Origin of the sequence: Pseudomonas sp. MWU347 (genome assembly GCF_017947305.1) — a bacterium.
GTDB classification, from domain to species: Bacteria; Pseudomonadota; Gammaproteobacteria; order Pseudomonadales; family Pseudomonadaceae; genus Aquipseudomonas; species Aquipseudomonas putida_A.
On the sequence record NZ_JAFGZB010000008.1, the window covers coordinates 50,147 to 72,305 of the forward strand.

The window sequence follows — 22,159 nt, forward strand, 5'->3', positions numbered from 1 at the left end:
GCCTTTATGACCAGCCGCCTGAACCCCGAAGACCAAAAGCATGTCGAAGAGTACCTGCAACTGTCCCAACACCGTGTCGAGCGACGGCCTTTTCGGCCGTGGATGCTCCTGGTGCTGGTGCTGGCAGTGACCATTGGTCTGGGCCTGCTGAGCCGACTTATCAGTTACCTGACGCTATGAGCAGCATTGCGCTCGCGAAGGTGATTGCACCGATTTCCTTTAAAAACCTTGCGAGTGATCCCTATGTCCCATCGTATTGTTATTGTCGGCGGCGGCGCCGGCGGTCTGGAGTTGGCTACCCGTCTGGGTAAGACTCTGGGCAAGCGCGGCACGGCCAGTGTGATGCTGGTCGACGCGAACCTCACGCACATCTGGAAGCCCCTGCTGCACGAAGTGGCCGCCGGATCGCTGAACTCTTCCGAGGATGAACTCAACTATGTTGCCCAGGCGAAATGGAACCACTTCGAGTTCCAGCTGGGACGCATGAGCGGGCTTGATCGCGCGCAGAAGAAAATCCAGCTGGCCGCCACCTACGACGAAAACGGCGTGGAACTGGTTCCTGCGCGTGAAGTGGCCTACGACTCGCTGGTGATCAGCGTCGGCAGCACCACCAACGATTTCGGCACCCAGGGCGCTGCGCAGCACTGCCTGTTCCTCGACACCCGCAAACAGGCCGAGCGCTTTCACCAGCAACTGCTCAACCATTACCTGCGCGCGCATGCCGGGCAGACCGATGTGGTCGAGCAGATCAGTGTGGCGATCGTCGGGGCCGGCGCCACGGGTGTCGAGCTGGCGGCAGAACTGCACAATGCCGCACACGAACTGGCGGCCTACGGTCTGGACCGAATCAAACCGGAAAACATGCACATAACCCTGATCGAAGCCGGCCCTCGGGTGCTGCCAGCCCTGCCGGAGCGCATCAGCGGCCCGGTGCACAAGACTCTGGAGAAACTCGGGGTCAATGTGATGACCAACGCTTCGGTCAGCGAAGTGACCGCCGACAGCCTGATCACCGCCGATGGCAATGTGATCAAGGCCAGCCTGAAAGTCTGGGCCGCCGGGATTCGCGCGCCGGGTTTCCTCAAGGACATCGACGGTCTGGAAACCAACCGTATCAATCAACTGCAAGTGCTGCCGACGTTGCAGACCACCCGCGACGAAAACATTTTCGCCTTCGGTGACTGCGCCGCCTGCCCGCAACCGGGTTCGGATCGCAACGTGCCGCCGCGTGCGCAAGCCGCGCACCAACAGGCGTCGTTGCTGGCCAAGTCACTGAAGCTGCGCATCGAGGGCAAAACCCTGCCGGAGTACAAGTACACCGACTACGGCTCGCTGATTTCGCTGTCGCGTTTTTCGGCTGTGGGTAACTTGATGGGTAACCTGACCGGCAGTGTGATGCTGGAGGGCTGGCTGGCGCGGATGTTCTACGTGTCGCTGTACCGCATGCACCAGATGGCGCTGTACGGACCGTTCCGCACGGCGATGCTGATGCTGGGCAGCAAGATCGGCCGCGGCACCGAGCCACGCTTGAAGCTGCATTGATCTAAAACTGTGGGAGCGGGCTTGCTCGCGAAGAGGTCGTGTCATTCAACATTCATGTCGACTGATACACCGCTTTCGCGAGCAAGCCCGCTCCCACACTGTTTTGCGCAGCTCAAAAATCCAGCTCACTCCTGCAATCGATCTCTGCACATCAGAGCTGGAAGCGCCGTACCATGCCTTGCAGCGCGTTGGCCAGTTGCGACAGTTCGTGACTCGACGCGCTGGTCTGATCGGCTCCCGCTGCCGAACGGACTGACAGGTCGCGAATATTCACCAGATTACGATCCACTTCCCGCGCGACTTGCGCCTGCTCCTCCGCCGCACTGGCAATCACCAGATTGCGCTCATGAATCTCATGCACTGACGCGGTGATGGTTTCCAGCGCCTCCCCGGCGCGCTCGGCCAACGCCAGCGTGGTCGTGGCCCGCGCAGCGCTGGCCTGCATCGAATCCAGCGCCAGGCTTGAACCGGTGCGCATGCCCTGCACCATCTGCTCGATCTCCTGCGTCGATTGCTGAGTGCGATAGGCCAGCGCCCGCACCTCATCGGCAACCACCGCAAAACCGCGTCCGCTCTCCCCTGCGCGGGCCGCCTCGATGGCAGCGTTGAGCGCAAGCAGATTAGTCTGCTCGGCAATCGCACGGATCACATCCAGCACTTTGCCGATGTCTTGCGACTGGTTGGCCAGCGATTGCACCAATTCGCCGGTGTGCTGCACATCGCTGGCCAGCGCATTGATCGCCGATGCGGTGTCACTGACCCGCGCCTGCCCCAGTTGCGCCGACTCACTGGATTGGCGGGTGGCATCGGACGTCGACACCGCATTGCGCGCGACTTCTTCAACGGCCGTGGTCATTTCATTGACCGCCGTGGCGGCCTGTTCGATTTCGTTGTTCTGCTGCTGCAGGCCTTGTGTGCTGTCGAGCGTCACCGCGTTGAGCTCATCGGCAGCGGTGGCCAATTGCGTGGCCGAACCGCTGATGCCTTGCAGCGTTTCCCGCAGGTTCTGCTGCATGGTTGCCAAGGCCTTGAGTAAGCGGCTGACTTCATCGTTACCGTGGGTTTCGATCGGTCGGGTCAGGTCGCCTTGGGCCACACTTTCGGCAGCGCTGACGGCCGTGCTCAACGGACGAATGATGCTGCGGGTGAGCAACATGGCCAGCGCCACCGTGGCCAGCGCCGCCAGCGCGATGAACAGACTGACGATGGTGCGTGAGGTCTGATAGTGGTCAGCGGATTTCTGGCTCTCCGCAGCAACCTGTTTGGCGAACAGATCCGCCAGGTCATTGAGCTGCTTGCCGGAGCCGTCGACCACGGTCTTCATATCAACCAGCAACAATTTGGTCAGTTCATCACGCTGGCCTTGATCGGCCAGGGTGAAGGATTGCGCGATGCCGGTGCGATACGCGGCGAAGGTTGTTTTGAACTGGTCATAGAGCTGCTGGCCTTCCGCCGTGGTGACCAGTTTGTCGTAGGCGGCGATCTTCTCGCTCAGCTCCTTGTCGCGGGTATCCATCTGGCTGCGGTAAGTCGCGACGTTCTTCGGATCCTGATCAAGCGCCATGCGCAGGGAAATCGTGCGGATCCGCAACATCAGCTCGCGAATCTCGTCACCGCCGCGAATGCTCGGCAACCACTGGCTCTCTACCGCGACCTCACTGTTACGGATGCTCGACATCTGCCCCAAGGCGAATACCCCAAGCAGCGCCACCAGGACCGCGATCAGGGCGAAACCCAGTGCGGCACGTGGAGCAATATTCAACTGACGAAGCAACATGACGGACGCCCTTATTCTTGTATTGGCCAGATTGAAGGGGCGAACAGCGGCAGTCCCCCTCTCGTTAGCGGGCTATCGGCAAGTTGTACGATGACTTGAAGGGAATTGTCTTTCGCGAGGACAAAAAAAATCCCCGTATCTTTCGATACGAGGATTTTTAATATGGTCGGGGTAAGGGGATTCGAACTCCTGACATCCTGCTCCCAAAGCAGGCGCGCTACCGGACTGCGCTATACCCCGGTAAAAAAAAGGCGACCTATCAAAGATCGCCTTCTTCGATCAGCGCTTTTGGCCTCTGATCTTAAGATTCGATCCCAGTGTTACCTGGTTTCAAAAATGGTGGGTCGTGTGGGATTCGAACCTACGACCAATTGGTTAAAAGCCAACTGCTCTACCAACTGAGCTAACGACCCAAAAATGGTCGGGGTAAGGGGATTCGAACTCCTGACATCCTGCTCCCAAAGCAGGCGCGCTACCGGACTGCGCTATACCCCGGTTTGAAATTGGCTCCGTGACCAGGACTCGAACCTGGGACCCAATGATTAACAGTCATTTGCTCTACCGACTGAGCTATCACGGAACTACATATTTCAATTTACAACGATGAAACTTACAGCTCTTAGACTTCCGTTCGCATCGCTGCGTTCGTGTGTCTGAGGCGCGCTATTCTACAACCTAGAACACCTCTGTCAACCCCCTAAATCGCTTTCAAGTTAATGATTTGCAACTTATTTCAGATTTCAGCTCAGTGAGCTGAGATGCTGCGGGTGACTGACTGCGGGGCGCACTTTACAAGCCTTTTCCTTAGACTTCAACAGCCTAACGAAAAAAAGGCCTCGCAAAGCGAGGCCTTCCTTATTTCATTGGCGTTGCCGCTCAGTCGAAAACGATTTCGTCGTTCACGACCTTGCCGGTTGCTGTATCGCCCGGCAGGAAATGCCCCGACAGGATCAACTGCGCCAACGGGTTTTCGATCCAGCGCTGGATCGCACGTTTGAGTGGGCGTGCGCCATAAACCGGGTCGTAACCAACGGCAATCAGCTTGTCCATCGCTTCCGGGCTCAGTTCCAGCTTCAGCTCGCGCTCGGCCAGACGACTGCGCAGACGGCCCAACTGGATCTCGGTAATGCCCGCGATCTGATCCCGCGCCAGTGGCTCGAAGATCACTACTTCGTCGACCCGGTTGATGAACTCGGGACGGAAGTGCGACGTCAGCGCGTCCATCACCGCTGCACGCTGGGCCTCACGATCACCGACCAGTTCCTGGATCTGCGACGAACCGAGGTTCGAGGTCATGACGATCACGGTATTGCGGAAATCCACCGTGCGTCCGTGGCTGTCGGTCAGCCGTCCATCCTCAAGCACTTGCAGCAGGATGTTGAATACATCCGGATGCGCCTTCTCGACCTCGTCCAGCAGGATCACCGAGTAAGGCTTGCGACGTACCGCTTCGGTCAGGTAACCGCCCTCCTCGTAACCCACGTAGCCTGGTGGCGCCCCGATCAGCCGCGCCACGGAATGTTTCTCCATGAACTCGGACATGTCGATCCGCACCATTGCCTCTTCGGTATCAAAGAGGAATTCGGCCAGCGCCTTGCACAGCTCGGTTTTACCGACACCGGTCGGGCCGAGGAACATGAACGAGCCGCTCGGACGATTCGGATCCGCCAGTCCGGCACGCGAGCGCCGTACCGCGTTGGCGACCGCGACCACCGCTTCGTCCTGACCGATCACACGCTGGTGCAACAGGCTTTCCATCTTCATCAGCTTGTCGCGCTCGCCTTCGAGCATTTTCGATACCGGAATACCGGTCCACTTCGACACGACTTCGGCGATTTCCTCTTCGGTCACCTTGCTGCGCAGCAACTGGTTTTCGCTCTTGCCGTGCTGGTCGACCATTTGCAGGCTGCGCTCCAGATCCGGGATCACCCCGTACTGCAATTCGGCCATGCGGTTGAGGTCGCCTTTACGGCGCGCCGCTTCCAGCTCCTGACGCGACTGCTCGATCTTTTGCTGAATCTGCGCCGAACCCTGTACCTCGGCTTTTTCCGAGTTCCAGATTTCTTCCAGATCCGAATATTCACGCTCGAGGCGGACGATTTCTTCCTGGAGTTTTTCCAGGCGTTTCATCGCCGCTTCATCGCTTTCTTTCTTCAGCGCCTGAGATTCAACCTTGAGCTGAATCAGGCGACGCTCCAGACGATCCAGCACTTCCGGCTTGGAGTCGATCTCCATGCGAATACGGCTGGCGGCCTCGTCAATCAGGTCGATGGCCTTGTCCGGCAACTGCCGATCCGTGATGTAACGATGGCTGAGCTTGGCCGCGGCGATAATCGCGCCGTCGGTGATCGCCACTTTATGGTGAACCTCGTAACGCTCCTTGAGGCCACGCAGAATGGCGATGGTGTCTTCTTCACTCGGCTCGTCCACCAGGACTTTCTGGAAACGCCGCTCAAGCGCCGCATCCTTCTCTATATATTGGCGGTACTCGTTAAGCGTGGTTGCGCCGACGCAGTGCAGCTCACCGCGCGCCAGTGCCGGTTTGAGCATGTTGCCGGCATCCATCGAGCCTTCGCCCTTGCCAGCGCCGACCATGGTGTGCAGTTCGTCGATGAACAGAATGATCTGCCCTTCCTGCTTCGACAGCTCATTGAGCAGCGCTTTCAGGCGCTCTTCGAACTCACCGCGATACTTGGCACCGGCAATCAGCGCGCCCATGTCCAGCGACAGCAGACGTTTGCCCTTGAGGCCGTCCGGCACTTCGCCGTTGATGATGCGCTGGGCCAGACCTTCGGCAATCGCGGTTTTACCCACGCCAGGTTCACCGATCAGCACCGGGTTGTTCTTGGTGCGACGCTGCAGAACCTGAATGGTGCGGCGAATTTCGTCGTCACGGCCGATCACCGGATCGAGCTTGCCTTCTTCGGCACGCTTGGTCAGGTCGACGGTGTATTTATCCAGCGCCTGACGCGACTCTTCGTGGTTGGCGTCATTTACCGCCTCACCACCGCGCAGGTTGTTGATCGCGTTTTCCAGGGCTTTCTTGCTCACGCCCTGGCCGAGCAGCAGTTTGCCGAGCTTGCTGTTCTCGTCCATCGCGGCGAGCAGCACCAGCTCGCTGGAAATGAACTGGTCGCCCTTCTGCTGAGCCAGGCGATCAGCCTGATTGAGCAGACGCGCCAGATCCTGCGACATGTTGACGTCGCCGGTCGGGTTCTGGATTTTCGGTAATTGGTCGAGCTCTTTGGTCAGCTCTTTGCGCAAGCTGTTGACGTCGAAGCCGACTTGCATCAACAGGGGTTTGATCGAACCACCCTGCTGTTCAAGCATGGCCTGCATCAAGTGCGCCGGCTCGATGGCCGGATGATCGTGGCCAACGGCCAGGGATTGGGCGTCGGACAACGCCAACTGTAATTTGCTGGTTAAACGGTCTATACGCATGGGGTCACCTTCCTTTTGAGCAGGCCGGACCTAAAAACCATCCTGAATAAAGAAACCTGCCAGATACCACTGTAGATGCGGTCGATTCTGGGAGATTCAAGCGTCAGCGAGTTGATTCAGGTCAGGCAAGTCTAGCGGGTGAGCCAGACAAGGGAGGCGAAACGGCCAGTGCGCGACGCACGGCGGTAAGAAAAGAAGCGCGGGTCGGTCACGGTGCAGAAACCGCCGCCATAAACCGCAGTGACACCGCGTTCAGCCAGGCGCAGGCGCGCCAGCAGGTAGATGTCGGCCATGAACTTGCCAGCATTGTGGCTGGGCACGAAGGCTGCTGCCGCTTCCGGCAATTGATTGACAAAGACTTCGCGTACTTCCGGGCCGACTTCAAAGGCTTTCGGGCCAATGGCCGGGCCGAGCCAGACCAGTACGTCCGCCGCAGCGGTGTCGAGATGATCGAGAGTGGCTTCCAGTACGCCCGCCGCCAAACCGCGCCAACCGGCGTGAGCCGCCGCGACGCGAGTACCGGCACGGTTGCAGAACAATGCCGGCAGACAATCTGCGGTCATCGCCGTGCAGGCAATCCCGGGAGTCGCCGTCCAACTGGCATCGGCGGTGGCAACCACGCCCGGATCAGCATGGGCCACGGCAATCCCGTGTACTTGCTGCAACCAGGCAGGCTGTATAGAGAAGTGTTCGGTCAGACGCCGACGATTCTCGGCGACTGCATCCGGGCGATCATCGACATGATCACCCAGATTGAGGCTGTCGAACGGTGCCTCGCTGACACCCCCCTCGCGGGTGGTGACACAGGCCCTGACGCTGGCCGGCGCAGGCCAGTCCGGCGTCAGCCAGTTCATCCGACGAATGCCTCGCGATCCTGCTTGAGCAGGGTCAGCAGCCAGACGAAATCTTCCGGCAGCGGCGATTCCCAGCTCATGCGCTCACCGGTGGTCGGATGATCCAGCTCGAGGAAACGTGCGTGCAGGGCCTGACGCGGGAAGTGCTTGAGCGACTCGACCATGGTCGGGTTCGCGGCAGGCGGAATGCGGAAACGACCGCCGTACGCCGGGTCGCCGACCAACGGGAAGTTGATGTGCGACATGTGCACGCGAATCTGGTGGGTGCGGCCGGTTTCCAGTTTAACCCGCACATGCGTGTGGGACCGGAAACGCTCCAGCACGCGGTAGTGACTGACGGCCGGCTTGCCGCCTTCCATCACTGCCATGCGCTGGCGCTGCTGACCATGACGGCCGATCGGGGCGTTGATCTTGCCCCCGGCGGTCACGACACCGATCACGATGCACTCGTAGATCCGGCTGACGCTGCGGCTTTGCAGCTGGGCAACGAGCTTGGTCTGCGCCTGAATGGTCTTGGCCACCACCATCAGACCGGTGGTGTCCTTGTCCAGGCGATGCACGATACCGGCGCGCGGGACATTGATAATGTCCGGCACGTGGTGCAGCAAGGCATTGAGCAAGGTGCCATCGGCGTGGCCGGCAGCCGGGTGCACCACCAGGCCCGCAGGCTTGTTGATCACCAGGATGTCGTCGTCTTCATAGACGATGTCGAGCTCGATGTCCTGGGCGATCCACTCGCCCTGGGCTTCCTGCTCGGCAGTCAGCTCAAGAATGGCACCGCCATGCACGATGTCGCGCGGGCGGATGACCGCCCCGTCCACAGTCAGGCGACCTTCTTTGATCCAGGCGGAAAGGCGCGAGCGTGAGTGCTCAGCGAAGAGTTGGGCGGCGACTTGATCGAGGCGTTGGCCGCCCAAATCGGACGGCACCTCTGCGCGAAGTTCAATTTTATCGGACATGCTCTGACTGGCGTCGGCACAGCCTTTGGTTTCGGCTGCGCGCTTGTGGTTAAATACGGCGTCTTTTGCCCCGAGGCTTTTCAACGGGGCGCTCATCATAACAGGACGGCCCCGCCCAAGACAGCGGCCGTCATAGGGACGCAAGCCGCCATGCAAGTGAAACACCTGCTGCTGATCGCCATCCTCGCATTGACCGCTGCTTGCTCATCGAAGGAAGTCGTAGACGAAAACCTCAGCGAAGCCGAGCTGTATCAGCAGGCTCAGACTGACCTGGACAACAACAGCTACACCAGCGCCACAGCCAAGCTGAAGGCCCTGGAGTCGCGTTATCCGTTCGGTCGCTACGCCGATCAGGCACAGCTGGAGTTGATCTACGCCAACTACAAGAACGCCGAACCGGAAGCTGCAAAGTCCGCCGCCGAGCGTTTCATTCGTTTGCATCCGCAGCATCCGAACGTGGATTACGCGTACTACTTGAAAGGTCTGACCTCTTTCGACCAGGACGTCGGCCTGCTGGCGCGTTTCCTGCCGCTGGACATGACCAAGCGTGACCCGGGCGCAGCCCGCGACTCGTACAACGAGTTCGCACAGCTGACCAGCCGCTACCCGAACAGCCGCTACGCGCCGGACGCCAAGCAGCGCATGATCTACCTGCGCAACCTGCTGGCGGCCTACGAAATCCACGTAGCCGACTACTACCTGACTCGTCAGGCCTACGTCGCCGCCGCCAACCGTGGCCGTTATGTAGTGGAAAACTTCCAGGAAACCCCATCGGTCGGCGACGGCCTGGCGGTGATGACCGAGGCTTACCAGCGTCTGCACCTGGACGATCTGGCCGCCACCAGTCTGGAAACCCTGAAGCTCAACTACCCGAACCACCCAAGCCTGCAGGACGGTCAGTTCGTGCCATCGGTCGCCGAAGCCGACAACCGCTCGTTCCTGAGCAAGGCGACTCTGGGTCTGATCGAATCGCGTCCACCGCTGCCGCCGGGAGAAACCCGCGCCAACCAGGACGTGCAGAAGCAGTTCCAGGACGCGAAAGACGCGATTCCGAACGAGCTCAAGCCTAAAGACGAAAACGGTGACGTGATCGAGGAAGAACATCACGAGGCTGAAGGCAACAACGATGACCGTTCGTGGTTCAGCTACATGACCTTCGGCGTGTTCGACTGATCACACCGGGTTGTCACAAAAAAGGGAGATCTGCGGATCTCCCTTTTTCATGGCTGCGCATTAATAGTCTGTGCGCTTGCCGGCGCCTTGGCTAAACTGCCGAATCATTAGCCGAAAAGCCGCCCATCATGCTTCGTTTACTGTTCTGGATTGTCCTGATTTTCGCTGCGGTATGGCTGTGGCGCAAATTCAAGTCGCCCGCCTCGTCTGCCCAATCGCCCCGCGAGCAAGACGCCGCGCCGATGGTGCGCTGCGCTCACTGCGGCGTGCACCTGCCCCGCGACCGCGCGTTGAACCTTCAGCAACAATGGTATTGCAGCCAGGCTCACCTTGAGCAAGGCCCGGGTGCCAGTGATCGCTGAGGTCGCCAACGCCGACCGTAAACAGGCGCAGCGCCTGCTGCGCCTGTATCATCTCTACCGTTTGAGCGTCGGCATCACCCTGGTGCTGCTGATCTCCAGCAACATGGACAACCGCCTGCTGACGTCAGCCGACGACGATCTGCTGCGCAGCGGCAGTTGGTTGTATCTGGTGCTGAACATTCTGCTGGTGGTGTTCCTGGAGAACACCCGCCGCCCGGCGCAGTTGTTCACCCTGGCCTTGGTCGATGTGCTGTTGCTGTGCGGCCTGTTCTACGCGGCGGGCGGCGTGGCCAGCGCCATCGGCAACCTGTTGATTGTCTCGGTGGCGATCGCCAACACCCTGCTGCGCCGGCGCATCGGCTTGCTGATTGCCGCCATCGGCGCACTCGGCATTGTCGGCTCCAGCTTTCTGCTGGGCTTCAGTCACCCCCTGAGCGCCAATGACTATCTGCAAGCCGGGACCCTCGGCGCTTTGTGTTTTGCCGCATCGCTGCTGGTCCAGGGCCTGATCCGGCGTCTGGAAGTCAGCGAAAATCTCGCCGAACAGCGTGCCAGCGAAGTCACCAGTCTTGAAGCCCTCAACGCCCTGATTCTGCAACGCATGCGCACAGGCATCCTGGTGCTCGACGAACAGCGCCGGGTACAGCTGGCCAATCACAGCGCGAAAAATCTGTTGGCCCAGTCGCATCTTGAAGGGCATTTGATCAGCGACTACTCGCCGGCATTAGTCGAGCGTCTGCAGCTGTGGCTGAGCAACCCGACCCTGCGCCCGCAGAGTCTGAAGATCCCCGGCAACGGCCTGGAACTGCAACCCAGCTTCATCGCCCTCGACCAGAGTCCCAACCAGCAAACCCTGGTGTTCCTCGAAGATCTGGCGCAAATCGCTCAGCAAGCCCAGCAGCTCAAACTCGCCGCACTGGGGCGTCTGACTGCCGGCATCTCCCATGAAATCCGCAATCCACTGGGCGCCATCAGTCATGCCGCGCAGCTATTGGCGGAGTCCGAGGAACTCGATAGCGCCGATCGGCGTCTGACGCAGATCATTCAAGACCACTCCCAGCGCATGAACCGAGTCATCGAAAACGTCCTGCAACTGTCGCGCCGCCAGCAAAGCGCTCCGCAACGGCTGGATCTCAAACCGTGGCTGGAACACTTTGTTGCCGAGAGCCGCGAGCAGGCGAGCGAGCGCCAGTCGATTCATTTGCGGATCAATTCCGGGGACTTCATCACGTTGATGGATCCCGACCAGCTCACGCAGATTCTCGACAATCTGTTACGCAACGGCTGGCGGCACAGCGCCCTGCTGCACCAGCAGGCCGAAGTCTGGCTGGCGCTGTTCGTCGACCCCGACAGCCAGCTGGCGGTGCTCGAAGTGCAGGACAACGGCCCCGGTGTCCCGTCCGATCAGCAGGCGCATCTGTTCGAACCGTTCTTCACCACCAGCAGCCAAGGCACCGGCCTTGGGCTTTATCTGTCCCGTGAGCTGTGCGAAAGCAACCAGGCGCGCCTAGACTTCAAACCACGCCAAGGCGGCGGCTGCTTTCGCATCACCTTTGCTCACGGACGGAAACAAAGTTGAACACGAGCCCACGGCAAAAAATCCTCATCGTCGACGACGAACCGGATATCCGCGAACTCCTGGAAATCACCCTGGGACGGATGAAACTCGACACCTTCAGTGCTCGCAACCTCGGCGAAGCCCAGGCACTGTTGCAGCGCAATGCGTTCGACCTGTGCCTGACCGACATGCGCCTGCCCGACGGCACGGGGCTGGACCTGGTGCAGCACATCCAGCAACGTCATCCACAACTGCCGGTGGCGATGATCACCGCCTATGGCAGCCTGGAAACAGCGATCAATGCGCTGAAGGCCGGCGCCTTCGACTTCCTCACCAAGCCGGTTGATCTCACGCGCCTGCGCGAACTGGTCAGCACCGCACTGCGCATGCCAGCGGCGGGAGGCGTCGCATCGTCGATAGATCGGCGCCTGCTCGGCGACTCGCAGCCCATGCGCGACCTTCGCAAACAGATCGACAAATTGGCGCGCAGTCAGGCACCGGTCTACATCAGCGGCGAATCGGGCAGCGGCAAAGAACTGGTCGCGCGGCTGATCCACGAACAGGGGCCACGCGCCAGCAAGCCGTTTGTGCCGGTCAACTGCGGGGCGATTCCGTCCGAATTGATGGAAAGCGAATTTTTCGGCCATCGCAAAGGCAGCTTCACCGGCGCAGTGGAGGACAAACCTGGGCTGTTCCAGGCCGCACACGGCGGCACCCTGTTTCTCGACGAAGTGGCGGACCTGCCGCTGTCGATGCAGGTGAAATTGCTGCGGGCGATTCAGGAGAAAGCCGTGCGCAGCGTCGGCGGCCAGCAGGAAACGGTGGTCGATGTGCGCATTCTTTGCGCCACCCACAAGGATCTCGACGCCGAGGTCGCCGCCGGGCGCTTTCGCCAGGACCTGTATTACCGCTTGAATGTGATCGAACTGCGCGTGCCATCCCTGCGCGAACGGCGCGATGACATCGAAGTGCTGGCGGCGCACATGCTCCAGCGTCTGGCGGCAGGCAGCGGCCGCGCGGCGGCTCGTTTGCACCCGCAGGCGCTTGAGGCGCTGAAGAGTTACCGCTTTCCGGGGAATGTGCGGGAGCTGGAAAACGTCCTTGAACGGGCGCACACGCTGTGTGAAAACCAGTTGATCGAAGCCGCAGATCTGCGTCTCAGCGAAGGTAATTGCACGGTCGAGGGCGGTATTGCCGACCTGACGCAGATCGATAACCTTGAGGACTATCTGGAAAACGTCGAGCGCAAGCTGATCCTGCAGGCGCTGGAGGAAACGCGCTGGAATCGTACGGCGGCAGCGCAGCGGTTGAGTCTGTCGTTTCGCTCGATGCGCTACAGGCTGAAGAAACTCGGTCTGGATTGAGGCCCCTTCGCGAGCAAGCCCGCTCCCACAGTAGATCTCGGTTGTTCACACAATTTGTGTTCACCGCAGATCCAATGTGGGAGCGGGCTTGCTCGCGAAAGCGCTCTGCCAGCCACCATAGAAATATCTGACTAAATGCGACCTTCAGGCGCATACGGCGCCGGATCGATAATCGGCGCACGCCCCAGCATCATATCGGCAAACAACTGACACGACGCCGGCGCCAGCACCAGGCCATTGCGGTAATGCCCGCAGTTCAGCCACAACCCCTCAAACCCCGGCACGCGGCCGATATACGGGATTCCCTCAGGCGAGCCCGGGCGCAAACCGGCCCAGTGCCCCACCACTTCGGCCTCCGCCAGCGCCGGCAGCAGCTCGACCGCCGAAGCCTTGAGGCTCTGCAACGCGACATCAGTCGGCGTCTTGTCGTAGCCTTCGTGCTCCAGCGTACTGCCGATCAGAATGTGCCCGTCGCGACGCGGAATCGCATAACGCCCCTTGGCCAGCACCATGCTCGACAGGAAATCCGCTGCGCATTTGTAGAGAATCATCTGGCCCTTGACCGGCTCCACCGGTAGCGTCAGGTCCAGCGTCTTGAGCAGATCACCGCTCCACGCCCCGGCCGTCAGCACGATCTGCTCGCCGCGGATCAAGCCCTTGGACGTCTCGACGCCAACCACCCGCTCGCCTTCGCGAACAAACCCGCTGACTTCGCATTGCTCGTGAATCGTCACGTTCGGCAGCGCCAGCAAAGCGGCTTTCAATGATTTGACGAGGCGCGGATTACGCACATTGGCCACATCGGCCATGTAGATCGCCCGGGAGAACCCGCCGCCCAACACCGGCACTGCGTCGTGCGCCGCCGAGATATCCACAGCCCGCAGCGGACGGTTTTCCCGCTCGGCCCAGGCCAGTGCCTCGGCTTCATCCTCCAGATCCAGCCAATACAGGCCGGTGGTGTGCACTTCAGGATCAATCCCGGTATCGGCAAACAGCCGCTCGCCCAGCTGTGGATAAAAATCCTGCGACCAATGCGCCAGCGCGGTGACCGCCGGGCTGTAGCGCCACGGGTACAGCGGTGAAACGATACCGCCGCCGGCCCAGGACGATTCCTGGCCGACGTTCGAGCGATCCAGCAGCACCACGCTGCGCACTTCGGAGGCGAGGTTGTAGGCGGTCAGCAGGCCAATCACCCCGCCACCGACAATCACCACTTGCTGTTGCCTGGTCATGTTTGATCCAACCGTAAAAAAGACAGTGGGCGCAAAAGGCGCCCTTAAGAAGGTACCTCAGCGGCCCCAGCAATCCTTGGTGGTCAGCCCGGTGGTTGCGTTGTTCATACTTCTGACGCCGGTGTTGGTCAGGGTGAAATCCCCGCACTTGTCGGTGGCCATGGTCGTGCCGGCCTTGCGGGTGGCCGTCAGCAGGAAGGTCTGGTCAGCGATCGTCGGGGTGATGGTGTAGAAATCATTGCCCGTGCTCAGACCAGTGATGCCGGTGTAGACGTTGTTTTTGGTATAGAAGCGTTCGAGGCTCTGCGCCTGCTCCGAGAGCAGCGACACCACTTCGGCGCGCCGGCCTTTTTTCAGGTATTCGGTGTAGCTCGGTGCGGCGATGGTGATGATGATCCCGATGATCGCAATCACGATCATGATTTCGATAAGGGTGAAGCCTCGGTTGAATCTGCGCATGCCTCAAACTCTCACTTACTGTATTTGTCGCCACATGATACGCCGGCTGCCGCCGCCGGATTTTTCCACCAGTGTGGTGACAGTGCCACTGGAATCGTTGACGATCTTGCGCGTCGCGCCATTGACGATGGCGTTTAGGGTCGGAATCCCGCCGGTGAACACCACGCCGCTGGAAATCGTGTCGTTGCTGTCGACCACGCCATCGGCGTTGGTGTCGAGCACCGCGTAGTTGAGCATCTTACCGCTGAACGCATCGAGTTCGACCAGTTTGCCGGTGCCGAAACTGGCACACGGGTCGGTGGTGTCGACACTGGCGGTGGTAAACACGATGCGCCCGAGCACCAGACTGGCCTGATTGATCACCCGCTCGCCGGTCAGTACGTTGTTGTACACCAAGGGCAGGTACCAGCCCTTCTCCGCCGGATAGGTCGTGTCATTCTGGCTGGTGGTGATGAACTGCCCGGTGCTGCCAGAGAACACTCCGGTCACGGCCTGTGCCTGCAGGCTGCTGACCGTCAGTTGCCCGGAACCGCCGTCGGCATCCCACACTGAGTAGAACGCCTGCAAATCCTTGTTGGTCTTGTCGGCGGTCTCGTTGAATTTGCCGGTGCCGACGAAGATCTGTTTGCCCCCCAGCGAATTGTCCGCCAGCAGCGGCTGCGCGGTGATCGGCTGAGTCGCTCCGCCCGCCGTAGTGAACAGTGGTTTGCCGGAAAACGCCACGCCCCAGCTGTCGGTCGACGTCGCGCTCAGATCGAATTTCCACAGACGTCCTTTCAGGTCACCTCCGTAAGCGGCCTGCACCACGTTCGACGAATTGACCTTGAGCTTCACCGACGACAAACCATTGGTGGTTTCGGTGCTGTCGATCACGATCTTCTTGATCAACGATCCGTCACGCACATCCAGCACATACAACGCCGCCACTCCGGAGTTGCTGCCATAACCATTGGCAATGAATGCCGCCCAACGACCGTCGGCCAAGCGTGCCACTTCCGGCCGGGCATAGGCGTAACCCAGATCATTGAATGCGTTGGCAGTGTTCGCCGTGGCAGGTGCACTGACTTCCCACAGGGCATTGAGCACATTGCCTGCCGACGCGTCGAACAGTTGCAGCGCATAGAAAGTCTTGCCGCCAGCACCGGTACCGCCGATGGCCAGGGTTTTCCAGGCGCTGTTGATTTGCGCGTCATACACACCGACCTGACCGTCCACCAGAAACTTGTGGCTGACGCCATTGATGTACGCCGGGTCGGCAATCAGCCGCAGCGACGGCAACACGCTGGACGGCATGTAGGCATAACGCCGGGTGCCGTTGGCCGAGTTGATCACGTTGACGAAACCGTCGTTGGCATTCACCACCAGACTCGAATTCATGTTCGCCGCTTTGGTGGTCAGGTACGTGGTGTACGTGGTGTCACCCGAGAGGTCGGAGGCGGTTTTGTCGCTGGGTGAGGCCAGCGACAACGGCGAGTTGATGATGTCGCCGAGCAACACGCTGCGCACTTTCAGCCCGGTCTTGTTGGTGCCCTTGCTCCACTCCACCAGATCGCTGCCGCTGATACCGGTGGGCAGGCTCTGGCTGAGCGTGGTCTGTTGGGCTGCGGAAAAGTTGCCATAGGCCAGGGTGACGGCGGCGTTACTGGAGGTGTTCCACGATTGATAGGTTGGAGCGGTCGCGCCCGGCACGATCGTGGTATCGGTGGTCCACAGGGCTGTCGAGGTATTCACCGCGCCGGCCGAGGTGAAGCCGAAGGATTTGATCGTGCCGCGCCAGTCCTTGGGATCGTAGCTGGTCTGGAAATAACTGGTGCCACTGGCCAGCGTGGTGCCACTGGTGACCCCGCTGCCGCCGGAACCGGCCTTGGAAGTGATGTCGCTCAACGCCGAGGACAGCGCGGTGTTGAGACCGGCGCTGTCGGTGGCTTGGTAATACCTGCCCTGCCCGTAAGCGGCGGCGTCCGACAGCATGTCGTTGTCGGCGGTAAAACCCACGGTGTAGGTGTTCATGTTCTGTTTGGGAAAATCCACGGCATTCCAGCTTTTGCCAGCGGCGTCAGTCCCCGTGGAACGCATATCGATGTCGAACGCAAACTTGGCAATGTCATCCAGATACAGCGTGTCACCCTCGTTATCGCCATTGAGGTTGTTGCCATCATTATTGATGCCATCCCAGTTCGGCAGACGACTGCCACCCAACGGATCGTTGGTTGGGAAGGTACGATCGTAGGTCGGCAAACCGTCAGTGATCACCACGCCGTAGTTCTTTTGGCAGCGGTACTGGATCGGACTGGTGTAAGTGGTGGGTGTGCTGTTGTAGTACGGCGTCATGCCGCGCATGTACCGGGTGATTTCGTAATAGGTTTCTGCCAGCGGCGTGTTGGCCACGGCCCCCAAACCACCGATCGCCGAAATCAACGCATTGTAGTTGGCGTCGGCCTGCGCCTGGGTCACGCTGCCGGAGACCGGCGACAGATCACTGATGGAACGAGCGATGTATCCACCGTTTCCGGGGTTGTTGCTGGTCACCGGGTTGAAGGTCGACAGGCCCATGCGCAAGTTACGGTTGCTGGTGACCAGTGCGGTGGACACGTTGCGCGCGACGTTGATCCGATAGTCGTTGGGAATTGCCCCGTTGGTGAAGTCGCGGGTACCGTTGTTGATCGCCAGCCCGACCACATAGGCGATGTAATCCCCGGTGTAGCGGGTGTTGCCGCCACCCACCGGATCCGGCAGTTTCAGGCACAACGGCGCGACGCTGTTGTTGTAGAAGGCGAAGGCGCCGCCGGAGCAACCGGAGGTCGGCAGGTTCGAGAGAAACACCGGATCGCCAGTGATCGCCGTCGAACTCAGGCACAGCCCGAGCAACGCATTACATTGCCGGGCCGGTGTACGCGTGACGTCGGGGTCGAATCCTGCCGCGTAAATGATGCTGTTCATGCTGCCCGAATCATCGATCAGCAACATCACGTTGGGCGGTACCGCAGCTGCACTCAGCAGCGGCGAGTCGGAAGGCGTGAACGCATAAGCCGGCGCCGCCAGATACAAGCTCAGCAGCATCCCCGCCAACAACGTCCGGCAGCGCTCAATACTTCGCATAGACACTCTCCACCACACTGCGCGAAGTACCGGCGATGCCGACTGCGGTCACTCGATACAAGGTCGCCGAAGTGTTGCTAGGCACGTTCACCGCCGTCAGCGTGGTACCGATGTTCTGCACACCATAGAAGCCGTTACCTGCGGCGACCCACGTCACCCCCGAGGTCGAGTTAAGCCCCGCCGCACTGACCACAGAAGACTCCGCTGGCGGCGCACATTGCGTGGCGCTGGCACACACCGCCAGCGAATAACTGTCGAGTTGCACCGCACTCTCGCCGATGCGCAACGCTGCCTCGGCGGTCTGGAACGCCTGATTGCGCAGGCTGACACTGCCGGCCATTTTTTCCTGCAGGTTGGCGCTCTGCATCGAGGACAGCCCGATCAAGGTCAGCAGCAACAGAAACACCAGACTGACCAGCAACACCATGCCACGCTGGTTTTGCCGCTGGTCGAAGGTCATCCTCATCGGCCCGGCCCTCATTGCAAGCGGTTGCGCAAAGCGGCAACCACGTTGAAGGTTTGGTTGGCCACCCGGTTGTTCGGGTCGGTGAGGGTCAGGCTCAGTCGCACACTGCGGATGCGTGCCGGATCGCTGGGATTGGCGCTGTACGAGGACGCCGCGACATCGGTGGCGGACGTCGCCAGACCGAACATCACAGTGAAGGCGCTGACGTTGTTCACCAACACCTGTTGGGTCGGCGTGCCGCTGCCGGTGCCCATGAGAATCTGGTTGTTGCTGAAGCTGTAGATCAAGCGGCGGATCGGAAAAGCGATCTGCCCGCTCGCTGCCGCCCGCAACCCGGTATAGGCCGTGGCGCTGTTGCGGCAATCGGAGACCACCGTCCAGGTCGGCGTGCCACCACTGCCGCCGACATCGGCGGTAACCAGAGTCAGCTTGAGGTTGCTGTTGTCCCAACTGATCGGGATGATCTGCGCCGCGTTGAAATCCCCCGCCGAGCTCGCGTCAGTAATCGTGCCCAGACAGCCGAACATGCCGACCATGCGCAGTTCCTGAATCATCTTGCTCAGGACAAAACGTGCGTCTTCCTGCATCGCAGCGGCGGTGTTCTGGCTGACGTAAGTGTTTTTGGCTGCAAGGAACGTCTGCACCACCCCCAGTACGATGATCAGCCCAAGCGCTAGCGCGATGAGCATTTCGATCAGGCCGAACCCCCGCTGATCATGCTTCATGGCGTGGCCACCGGATCGACCGTGGCGCGACTGGTCAGAACGAAGCTGCGGGTGGTACCGGTGGCATTCGCCGCCCGTGAGTCATTCCAGTTGATGGTGATGGTGTACACCCGCTGATTGAGGGTGATCGTACCGGTGGCGGTCGGCCCGCCGAAATTGACGATGTTAGTGGTGAAATCGTAGAGATCCTGATCGCGCGCCACGCTGAGGTTGCCCGAGGTAGGCGGCGTGACGGTGTAATCAGCGGCGGAGTTGGCACGGATGCGGTCCATCATGTCGTAGGCGATGAAGCTGGCCTGACTGGTCATTCGCGAACTGTCGGTGTACTTCAGCGCATTCACTTGAACGGCTGCCGCGCCCAATATCCCGACCGTCAGAATCAGCAACGCGACCAGCACTTCGATCAGCGACATGCCCTCCTGTGCCTGTGTGCTCCCTGCCCTCATCCGCAACTTCCACCCGATTGAATTCGTCCGTTAAGACACACGTTCAGCGTCCTGCTTTGCGTTCCCAGTACGTAACTGATGACCACCGCTGTCGACGGCGCCGCCAGGCCACCCAGATTATTGAAATCCAGTGCGGTCACTCCTGAGGGTAGCGTCAGAGTCGCGCCGCTGCTCATCGCTGGAACAACCCGCAATACATTGGCCGGTGTGCCAGTACTGTCGTAGACCGACAATTCGCCGGTCCACACGCTGCCGCCGGCGCTCGGGCGCAAGCGCGTGGTCACGCCGCGATCAATCGCCTCCAGCCGGGCATAGTTGATGGCGCGCTGCAGGTCGCCCATTTCGGTGTCGGCCTTGCTGCTCTGGATCGAGCGAGTGAAGCCCGGCACCGCCAGGGTGATGAGGATCACCATCACCGCGACTGCAGCCAACAACTCGGGCAGCGTGAAACCTTTTGTACGATGATCCATCGATGCCCTCCGTTGCCGTCGGCTATACCTGCTTCTACAAACTAGAACATTCAACCGGCCCGCGTCGGTTGATTTGCCCTGCCCGGCGAAAAGGATCGCGCCGGGCTTCATGCTCCACGGAGGGAGTTGTCATGCCGCAACAGGGTTTCAGCCTGATTGAATTGCTTATGGGACTGGCGATTGGCGCAATTGTTCTGTCGCTGGTCAGCCCGGCGTTCGCCACCTTCACCGAGTCGACCCATCGCGACCAAGCGGCGCAGTCGCTGCTCGACGGAATTCGCAACGCCCGCACCCTGGCCATCACCCGCAATCAGAGCGTGGTTATCCATGGCATCAACGGCGACTGGAGTCAGGGCTGGCGGATCATTCTGGATATCAGCGGCAAGGGGTCGCTGGACAGCAGCAATCCCCTGCTGGTGGAGCATACGAGTGACGGGCGGACACCGATTGTCGGTAATTGGGCGGTCAGTCGTTACGTGCGCTTCAGCAGTCTGGGACAACCGCTGATGCCCGGGCGGGCATTTCAGGCAGGGACGTTACATCTCTGCTCGGCACAGGAGCCGGTCAGCCAGCTCCAGGTGGTGCTGGCGGCAACCGGTCGGGTGCGCCTGACCAGCGCAAAGGCTGAGCAGGCGCTGTGCCTGAAGGCGAAGAGCGTCAGATCGAACGGACGCGCAGCTCTTTCGGCATCGAGAAGGTGATGTTCTCTTCGCGGCCGGCCAGTTCATCGGCACCGGTCGCGCCCCAGGCTTGCAACTGCTGGATCACGCCGCGAACCAGCACTTCCGGTGCGGAGGCACCAGCGGTGATGCCTATGCGCTCGACACCCTCGAACCAGCTCTTCTGCAGGTCTTCGGCGCCGTCGATCAGGTAGGCCGGCGTGGCCATGCGTTCGGCCAGTTCGCGCAGACGGTTGGAGTTGGAGCTGTTCGGACTGCCCACCACCAAGACCACGTCGCATTCGTCGGCCAGTTGCTTGACCGCGTCCTGACGGTTTTGCGTGGCGTAGCAGATATCGTCCTTGCGCGGGCCACCGATGGCCGGGAAACGTGTGCGCAGGGCATCGATCACCCGACTGGTGTCGTCCATCGACAGGGTGGTCTGGGTAACGAACGCCAGTTTTTCCGGGTCACGCACTTGCAGTTCGGCGACGTCTTTCTCGTCTTCGACGAGGTAGATCGCGCCGCCATTGCTGGCGTCGTACTGGCCCATGGTGCCTTCGACTTCCGGGTGACCGGCGTGGCCGATCAGGATGCACTCACGGCCGTCGCGGCTGTATTTCGCGACTTCGATGTGCACCTTGGTCACCAGCGGGCAAGTGGCGTCGAATACCTTCAGGCCACGGCCGGCGGCTTCGCTGCGTACGGCTTGAGAAACGCCGTGAGCACTGAAGATTACGATGACGTCGTCCGGCACCTGATCCAGCTCCTCGACGAAGATCGCGCCACGGCTGCGCAGGTCTTCGACGACAAATTTGTTGTGCACCACTTCATGACGCACGTAGATCGGCGGCCCGAAGACTTCCAGGGCGCGGTTGACGATTTCGATCGCCCGGTCCACTCCGGCGCAGAAGCCACGGGGGTTGGCGAGTTTGATTTGCATGCTGTGCCTCGTGTCTTGCGCGCGAAATAAATTTACGTCCTGCTGATCGAGCACAATTGCTCAAATCCAGCAAAAATCCAATGTGGGAGCGGGCTTGCTCGCGAAAGCAGTGTGTCAGACAACTTCTATGTTGAATGTCAGTCAGCATTCGCGAGCAAGCCCGCTCCCACAATGTTCTGCGGTGTTACTCAGATCGCTTTGACGGAGATGATCTCTACGTCAAAGGTCAGCGTCTTGCCGGCCAGCGGGTGGTTGAAGTCGATGGTCACTTGCGCGTCATCGAACTCTTTCACCACACCCGGCAGCTCAGTATTGGCCGCATCGTTGAAGATCACCAGCAGACCCGGCGACAGTTCCATGTCGACGAACTGCGAACGCGGGATGATCTGTACGTTTTGCGGGTTCGGCTGGCCGAAAGCGTTTTCCGGCTCAACGGTCAGCGTACGCTTGTCGCCGGCCTTGAAGCCGAACAATGCCGCTTCGAAACCCGGCAGCAGGTTGCCGTCGCCGACCTTGAAGGTCGCCGGGGCCTTGTCGAACGTGCTGTCGACGGTGTCGCCGTTCTCCAGGCGCAATGCAAAGTGCAAAGTGACTTCCGTGTTCTGGCCGATGCGTTGCTCAGCCAATACC

General features: G+C 60.4%; 20 protein-coding genes and 4 tRNA genes. 7 read left to right on the forward strand and 17 right to left on the reverse strand.

Going from position 1 to position 22,159, the window contains the following annotated elements:
- Positions 1-6: 6 nt before the first annotated feature.
- Together KCG87_RS17845 and KCG87_RS17850 are read left to right on the forward strand one after the other, a co-directional pair.
- On the forward strand, positions 7-180 hold the full coding sequence (locus KCG87_RS17845; RefSeq protein ID WP_003228304.1) for a DUF3094 family protein: 174 nt from the start codon (positions 7-9) through the stop codon (positions 178-180).
- 63 nt (positions 181-243) lie between these two features.
- Positions 244-1,542, forward strand: coding sequence for an NAD(P)/FAD-dependent oxidoreductase (locus KCG87_RS17850; protein WP_047600277.1), 1,299 nt, complete (start codon positions 244-246; stop codon positions 1,540-1,542).
- A 151-nt stretch (positions 1,543-1,693) separates the two neighbouring features.
- Here KCG87_RS17850 and KCG87_RS17855 read toward each other — a convergent pair whose 3' ends face one another.
- The 8 genes from KCG87_RS17855 to rluD all read right to left on the reverse strand — a co-directional run bounded on the left by KCG87_RS17855 (position 1,694) and on the right by rluD (position 8,573).
- Positions 1,694-3,319, reverse strand: a complete 1,626-nt coding sequence (locus KCG87_RS17855; RefSeq protein WP_210558641.1) for a methyl-accepting chemotaxis protein — start codon at positions 3,317-3,319, stop codon at positions 1,694-1,696.
- Positions 3,320-3,482: 163 nt separating this feature from the next.
- A tRNA-Pro gene (locus KCG87_RS17860) sits at positions 3,483-3,559 on the reverse strand.
- Between the two features lie 97 nt (positions 3,560-3,656).
- Positions 3,657-3,732 (reverse strand) — tRNA-Lys (locus KCG87_RS17865).
- A gap of 5 nt (positions 3,733-3,737) precedes the next feature.
- Positions 3,738-3,814 (reverse strand) — tRNA-Pro (locus tag KCG87_RS17870).
- 9 nt (positions 3,815-3,823) lie between these two features.
- A tRNA-Asn gene (locus tag KCG87_RS17875) sits at positions 3,824-3,899 on the reverse strand.
- A gap of 296 nt (positions 3,900-4,195) precedes the next feature.
- Positions 4,196-6,760 carry an ATP-dependent chaperone ClpB gene (gene clpB, locus KCG87_RS17880; protein WP_027612807.1) on the reverse strand — a complete coding sequence of 855 codons (2,565 nt, stop codon included), beginning with the start codon at positions 6,758-6,760 and terminating at the stop codon, positions 4,196-4,198.
- Positions 6,761-6,891: 131 nt separating this feature from the next.
- Entirely contained in the window at positions 6,892-7,614 is a 723-nt protein-coding gene (gene pgeF / locus KCG87_RS17885) for a peptidoglycan editing factor PgeF (RefSeq protein ID WP_134787357.1), read from the reverse strand.
- On the reverse strand, positions 7,611-8,573 hold the full coding sequence (gene rluD / locus KCG87_RS17890) for a 23S rRNA pseudouridine(1911/1915/1917) synthase RluD (protein ID WP_007963852.1): 963 nt from the start codon (positions 8,571-8,573) through the stop codon (positions 7,611-7,613). The genes pgeF and rluD overlap by 4 nt, the downstream gene beginning before the upstream one ends.
- Positions 8,574-8,723: 150 nt before the next feature.
- Here rluD and KCG87_RS17895 point away from each other — a divergent pair, with 150 nt between their 5' ends.
- The 4 genes from KCG87_RS17895 (at position 8,724) to KCG87_RS17910 (ending at position 13,030) form a co-directional block, all read left to right on the forward strand.
- The gene (locus KCG87_RS17895) at positions 8,724-9,746 is read left to right on the forward strand and encodes an outer membrane protein assembly factor BamD (RefSeq protein ID WP_027612809.1); all 1,023 of its coding nucleotides are present in this window, start codon (positions 8,724-8,726) and stop codon (positions 9,744-9,746) included.
- Between the two features lie 128 nt (positions 9,747-9,874).
- Positions 9,875-10,108 carry a PP0621 family protein gene (locus KCG87_RS17900; RefSeq protein ID WP_139054396.1) on the forward strand — a complete coding sequence of 78 codons (234 nt, stop codon included), beginning with the start codon at positions 9,875-9,877 and terminating at the stop codon, positions 10,106-10,108.
- Positions 10,098-11,687 (forward strand): ATP-binding protein, encoded by a 1,590-nt coding sequence (locus KCG87_RS17905; RefSeq protein WP_027612811.1) that lies wholly within the window; start codon positions 10,098-10,100, stop codon positions 11,685-11,687. The genes KCG87_RS17900 and KCG87_RS17905 overlap by 11 nt, the downstream gene beginning before the upstream one ends.
- A complete protein-coding gene (locus KCG87_RS17910; protein ID WP_139054397.1) occupies positions 11,684-13,030 on the forward strand; it encodes a sigma-54 dependent transcriptional regulator in 1,347 nt (448 codons plus the stop codon). Before KCG87_RS17905 ends, KCG87_RS17910 begins: the two co-directional genes overlap by 4 nt.
- Before the next feature lie 131 nt (positions 13,031-13,161).
- Here KCG87_RS17910 and thiO read toward each other — a convergent pair whose 3' ends face one another.
- The 7 genes from thiO to KCG87_RS17945 are packed head-to-tail and all read right to left on the reverse strand — an operon-like array spanning position 13,162 to position 19,927.
- Complete coding sequence (thiO, locus tag KCG87_RS17915; RefSeq protein ID WP_210558640.1) at positions 13,162-14,262, reverse strand: glycine oxidase ThiO; 1,101 nt, start codon at positions 14,260-14,262, stop codon at positions 13,162-13,164.
- Between the two features lie 57 nt (positions 14,263-14,319).
- The gene (locus KCG87_RS17920; RefSeq protein WP_135296588.1) at positions 14,320-14,721 is read right to left on the reverse strand and encodes a type IV pilin protein; all 402 of its coding nucleotides are present in this window, start codon (positions 14,719-14,721) and stop codon (positions 14,320-14,322) included.
- Between the two features lie 15 nt (positions 14,722-14,736).
- Positions 14,737-17,820, reverse strand: a complete 3,084-nt coding sequence (locus tag KCG87_RS17925; RefSeq protein WP_210558639.1) for a PilC/PilY family type IV pilus protein — start codon at positions 17,818-17,820, stop codon at positions 14,737-14,739.
- Complete coding sequence (locus tag KCG87_RS17930; RefSeq protein ID WP_210558638.1) at positions 17,807-18,286, reverse strand: PilX N-terminal domain-containing pilus assembly protein; 480 nt, start codon at positions 18,284-18,286, stop codon at positions 17,807-17,809. Before KCG87_RS17930 ends, KCG87_RS17925 begins: the two co-directional genes overlap by 14 nt.
- 11 nt (positions 18,287-18,297) lie before the next feature.
- Positions 18,298-19,011: a prepilin-type N-terminal cleavage/methylation domain-containing protein gene (locus KCG87_RS17935; protein WP_098965685.1), complete on the reverse strand. Its 714-nt coding sequence runs from the start codon at positions 19,009-19,011 to the stop codon at positions 18,298-18,300.
- On the reverse strand, positions 19,008-19,457 hold the full coding sequence (pilV, locus tag KCG87_RS17940) for a type IV pilus modification protein PilV (protein WP_098965687.1): 450 nt from the start codon (positions 19,455-19,457) through the stop codon (positions 19,008-19,010). The genes KCG87_RS17935 and pilV overlap by 4 nt, the downstream gene beginning before the upstream one ends.
- A complete protein-coding gene (locus KCG87_RS17945; protein WP_007963832.1) occupies positions 19,454-19,927 on the reverse strand; it encodes a GspH/FimT family pseudopilin in 474 nt (157 codons plus the stop codon). The genes pilV and KCG87_RS17945 overlap by 4 nt, the downstream gene beginning before the upstream one ends.
- Before the next feature lie 131 nt (positions 19,928-20,058).
- Here KCG87_RS17945 and KCG87_RS17950 point away from each other — a divergent pair, with 131 nt between their 5' ends.
- Positions 20,059-20,628: a GspH/FimT family pseudopilin gene (locus KCG87_RS17950; protein ID WP_210558637.1), complete on the forward strand. Its 570-nt coding sequence runs from the start codon at positions 20,059-20,061 to the stop codon at positions 20,626-20,628.
- Here the strand turns inward: KCG87_RS17950 and ispH are convergent.
- Positions 20,585-21,529, reverse strand: a complete 945-nt coding sequence (gene ispH, locus KCG87_RS17955) for a 4-hydroxy-3-methylbut-2-enyl diphosphate reductase (RefSeq protein ID WP_027612821.1) — start codon at positions 21,527-21,529, stop codon at positions 20,585-20,587. The two genes, KCG87_RS17950 and ispH, sit on opposite strands and share 44 nt — an antisense overlap.
- Positions 21,530-21,717: 188 nt before the next feature.
- The gene (gene fkpB, locus KCG87_RS17960; protein WP_210558657.1) at positions 21,718-22,155 is read right to left on the reverse strand and encodes an FKBP-type peptidyl-prolyl cis-trans isomerase; all 438 of its coding nucleotides are present in this window, start codon (positions 22,153-22,155) and stop codon (positions 21,718-21,720) included.
- Positions 22,156-22,159 lie beyond the last annotated feature (4 nt).

What these genes read in the sequence shown, in the direction of transcription:
- KCG87_RS17845 (WP_003228304.1), top strand. Translation starts at nt 7, where the DNA reads ATGACCAGCCGCCTGAACCCCGAAGACCAAAAGCATGTCGAAGAGTAC.
- KCG87_RS17850 (WP_047600277.1), top strand. Translation starts at nt 244, where the DNA reads ATGTCCCATCGTATTGTTATTGTCGGCGGCGGCGCCGGCGGTCTGGAG.
- KCG87_RS17855 (WP_210558641.1), bottom strand. Translation starts at nt 3,319, where the DNA reads ATGTTGCTTCGTCAGTTGAATATTGCTCCACGTGCCGCACTGGGTTTC.
- clpB (WP_027612807.1), bottom strand. Translation starts at nt 6,760, where the DNA reads ATGCGTATAGACCGTTTAACCAGCAAATTACAGTTGGCGTTGTCCGAC.
- pgeF (WP_134787357.1), bottom strand. Translation starts at nt 7,614, where the DNA reads ATGAACTGGCTGACGCCGGACTGGCCTGCGCCGGCCAGCGTCAGGGCC.
- rluD (WP_007963852.1), bottom strand. Translation starts at nt 8,573, where the DNA reads ATGTCCGATAAAATTGAACTTCGCGCAGAGGTGCCGTCCGATTTGGGC.
- KCG87_RS17895 (WP_027612809.1), top strand. Translation starts at nt 8,724, where the DNA reads ATGCAAGTGAAACACCTGCTGCTGATCGCCATCCTCGCATTGACCGCT.
- KCG87_RS17900 (WP_139054396.1), top strand. Translation starts at nt 9,875, where the DNA reads ATGCTTCGTTTACTGTTCTGGATTGTCCTGATTTTCGCTGCGGTATGG.
- thiO (WP_210558640.1), bottom strand. Translation starts at nt 14,262, where the DNA reads ATGACCAGGCAACAGCAAGTGGTGATTGTCGGTGGCGGGGTGATTGGC.
- KCG87_RS17920 (WP_135296588.1), bottom strand. Translation starts at nt 14,721, where the DNA reads ATGCGCAGATTCAACCGAGGCTTCACCCTTATCGAAATCATGATCGTG.
- KCG87_RS17925 (WP_210558639.1), bottom strand. Translation starts at nt 17,820, where the DNA reads ATGCGAAGTATTGAGCGCTGCCGGACGTTGTTGGCGGGGATGCTGCTG.
- KCG87_RS17930 (WP_210558638.1), bottom strand. Translation starts at nt 18,286, where the DNA reads ATGAGGATGACCTTCGACCAGCGGCAAAACCAGCGTGGCATGGTGTTG.
- KCG87_RS17935 (WP_098965685.1), bottom strand. Translation starts at nt 19,011, where the DNA reads ATGAAGCATGATCAGCGGGGGTTCGGCCTGATCGAAATGCTCATCGCG.
- pilV (WP_098965687.1), bottom strand. Translation starts at nt 19,457, where the DNA reads ATGAGGGCAGGGAGCACACAGGCACAGGAGGGCATGTCGCTGATCGAA.
- KCG87_RS17945 (WP_007963832.1), bottom strand. Translation starts at nt 19,927, where the DNA reads ATGGATCATCGTACAAAAGGTTTCACGCTGCCCGAGTTGTTGGCTGCA.
- KCG87_RS17950 (WP_210558637.1), top strand. Translation starts at nt 20,059, where the DNA reads ATGCCGCAACAGGGTTTCAGCCTGATTGAATTGCTTATGGGACTGGCG.
- ispH (WP_027612821.1), bottom strand. Translation starts at nt 21,529, where the DNA reads ATGCAAATCAAACTCGCCAACCCCCGTGGCTTCTGCGCCGGAGTGGAC.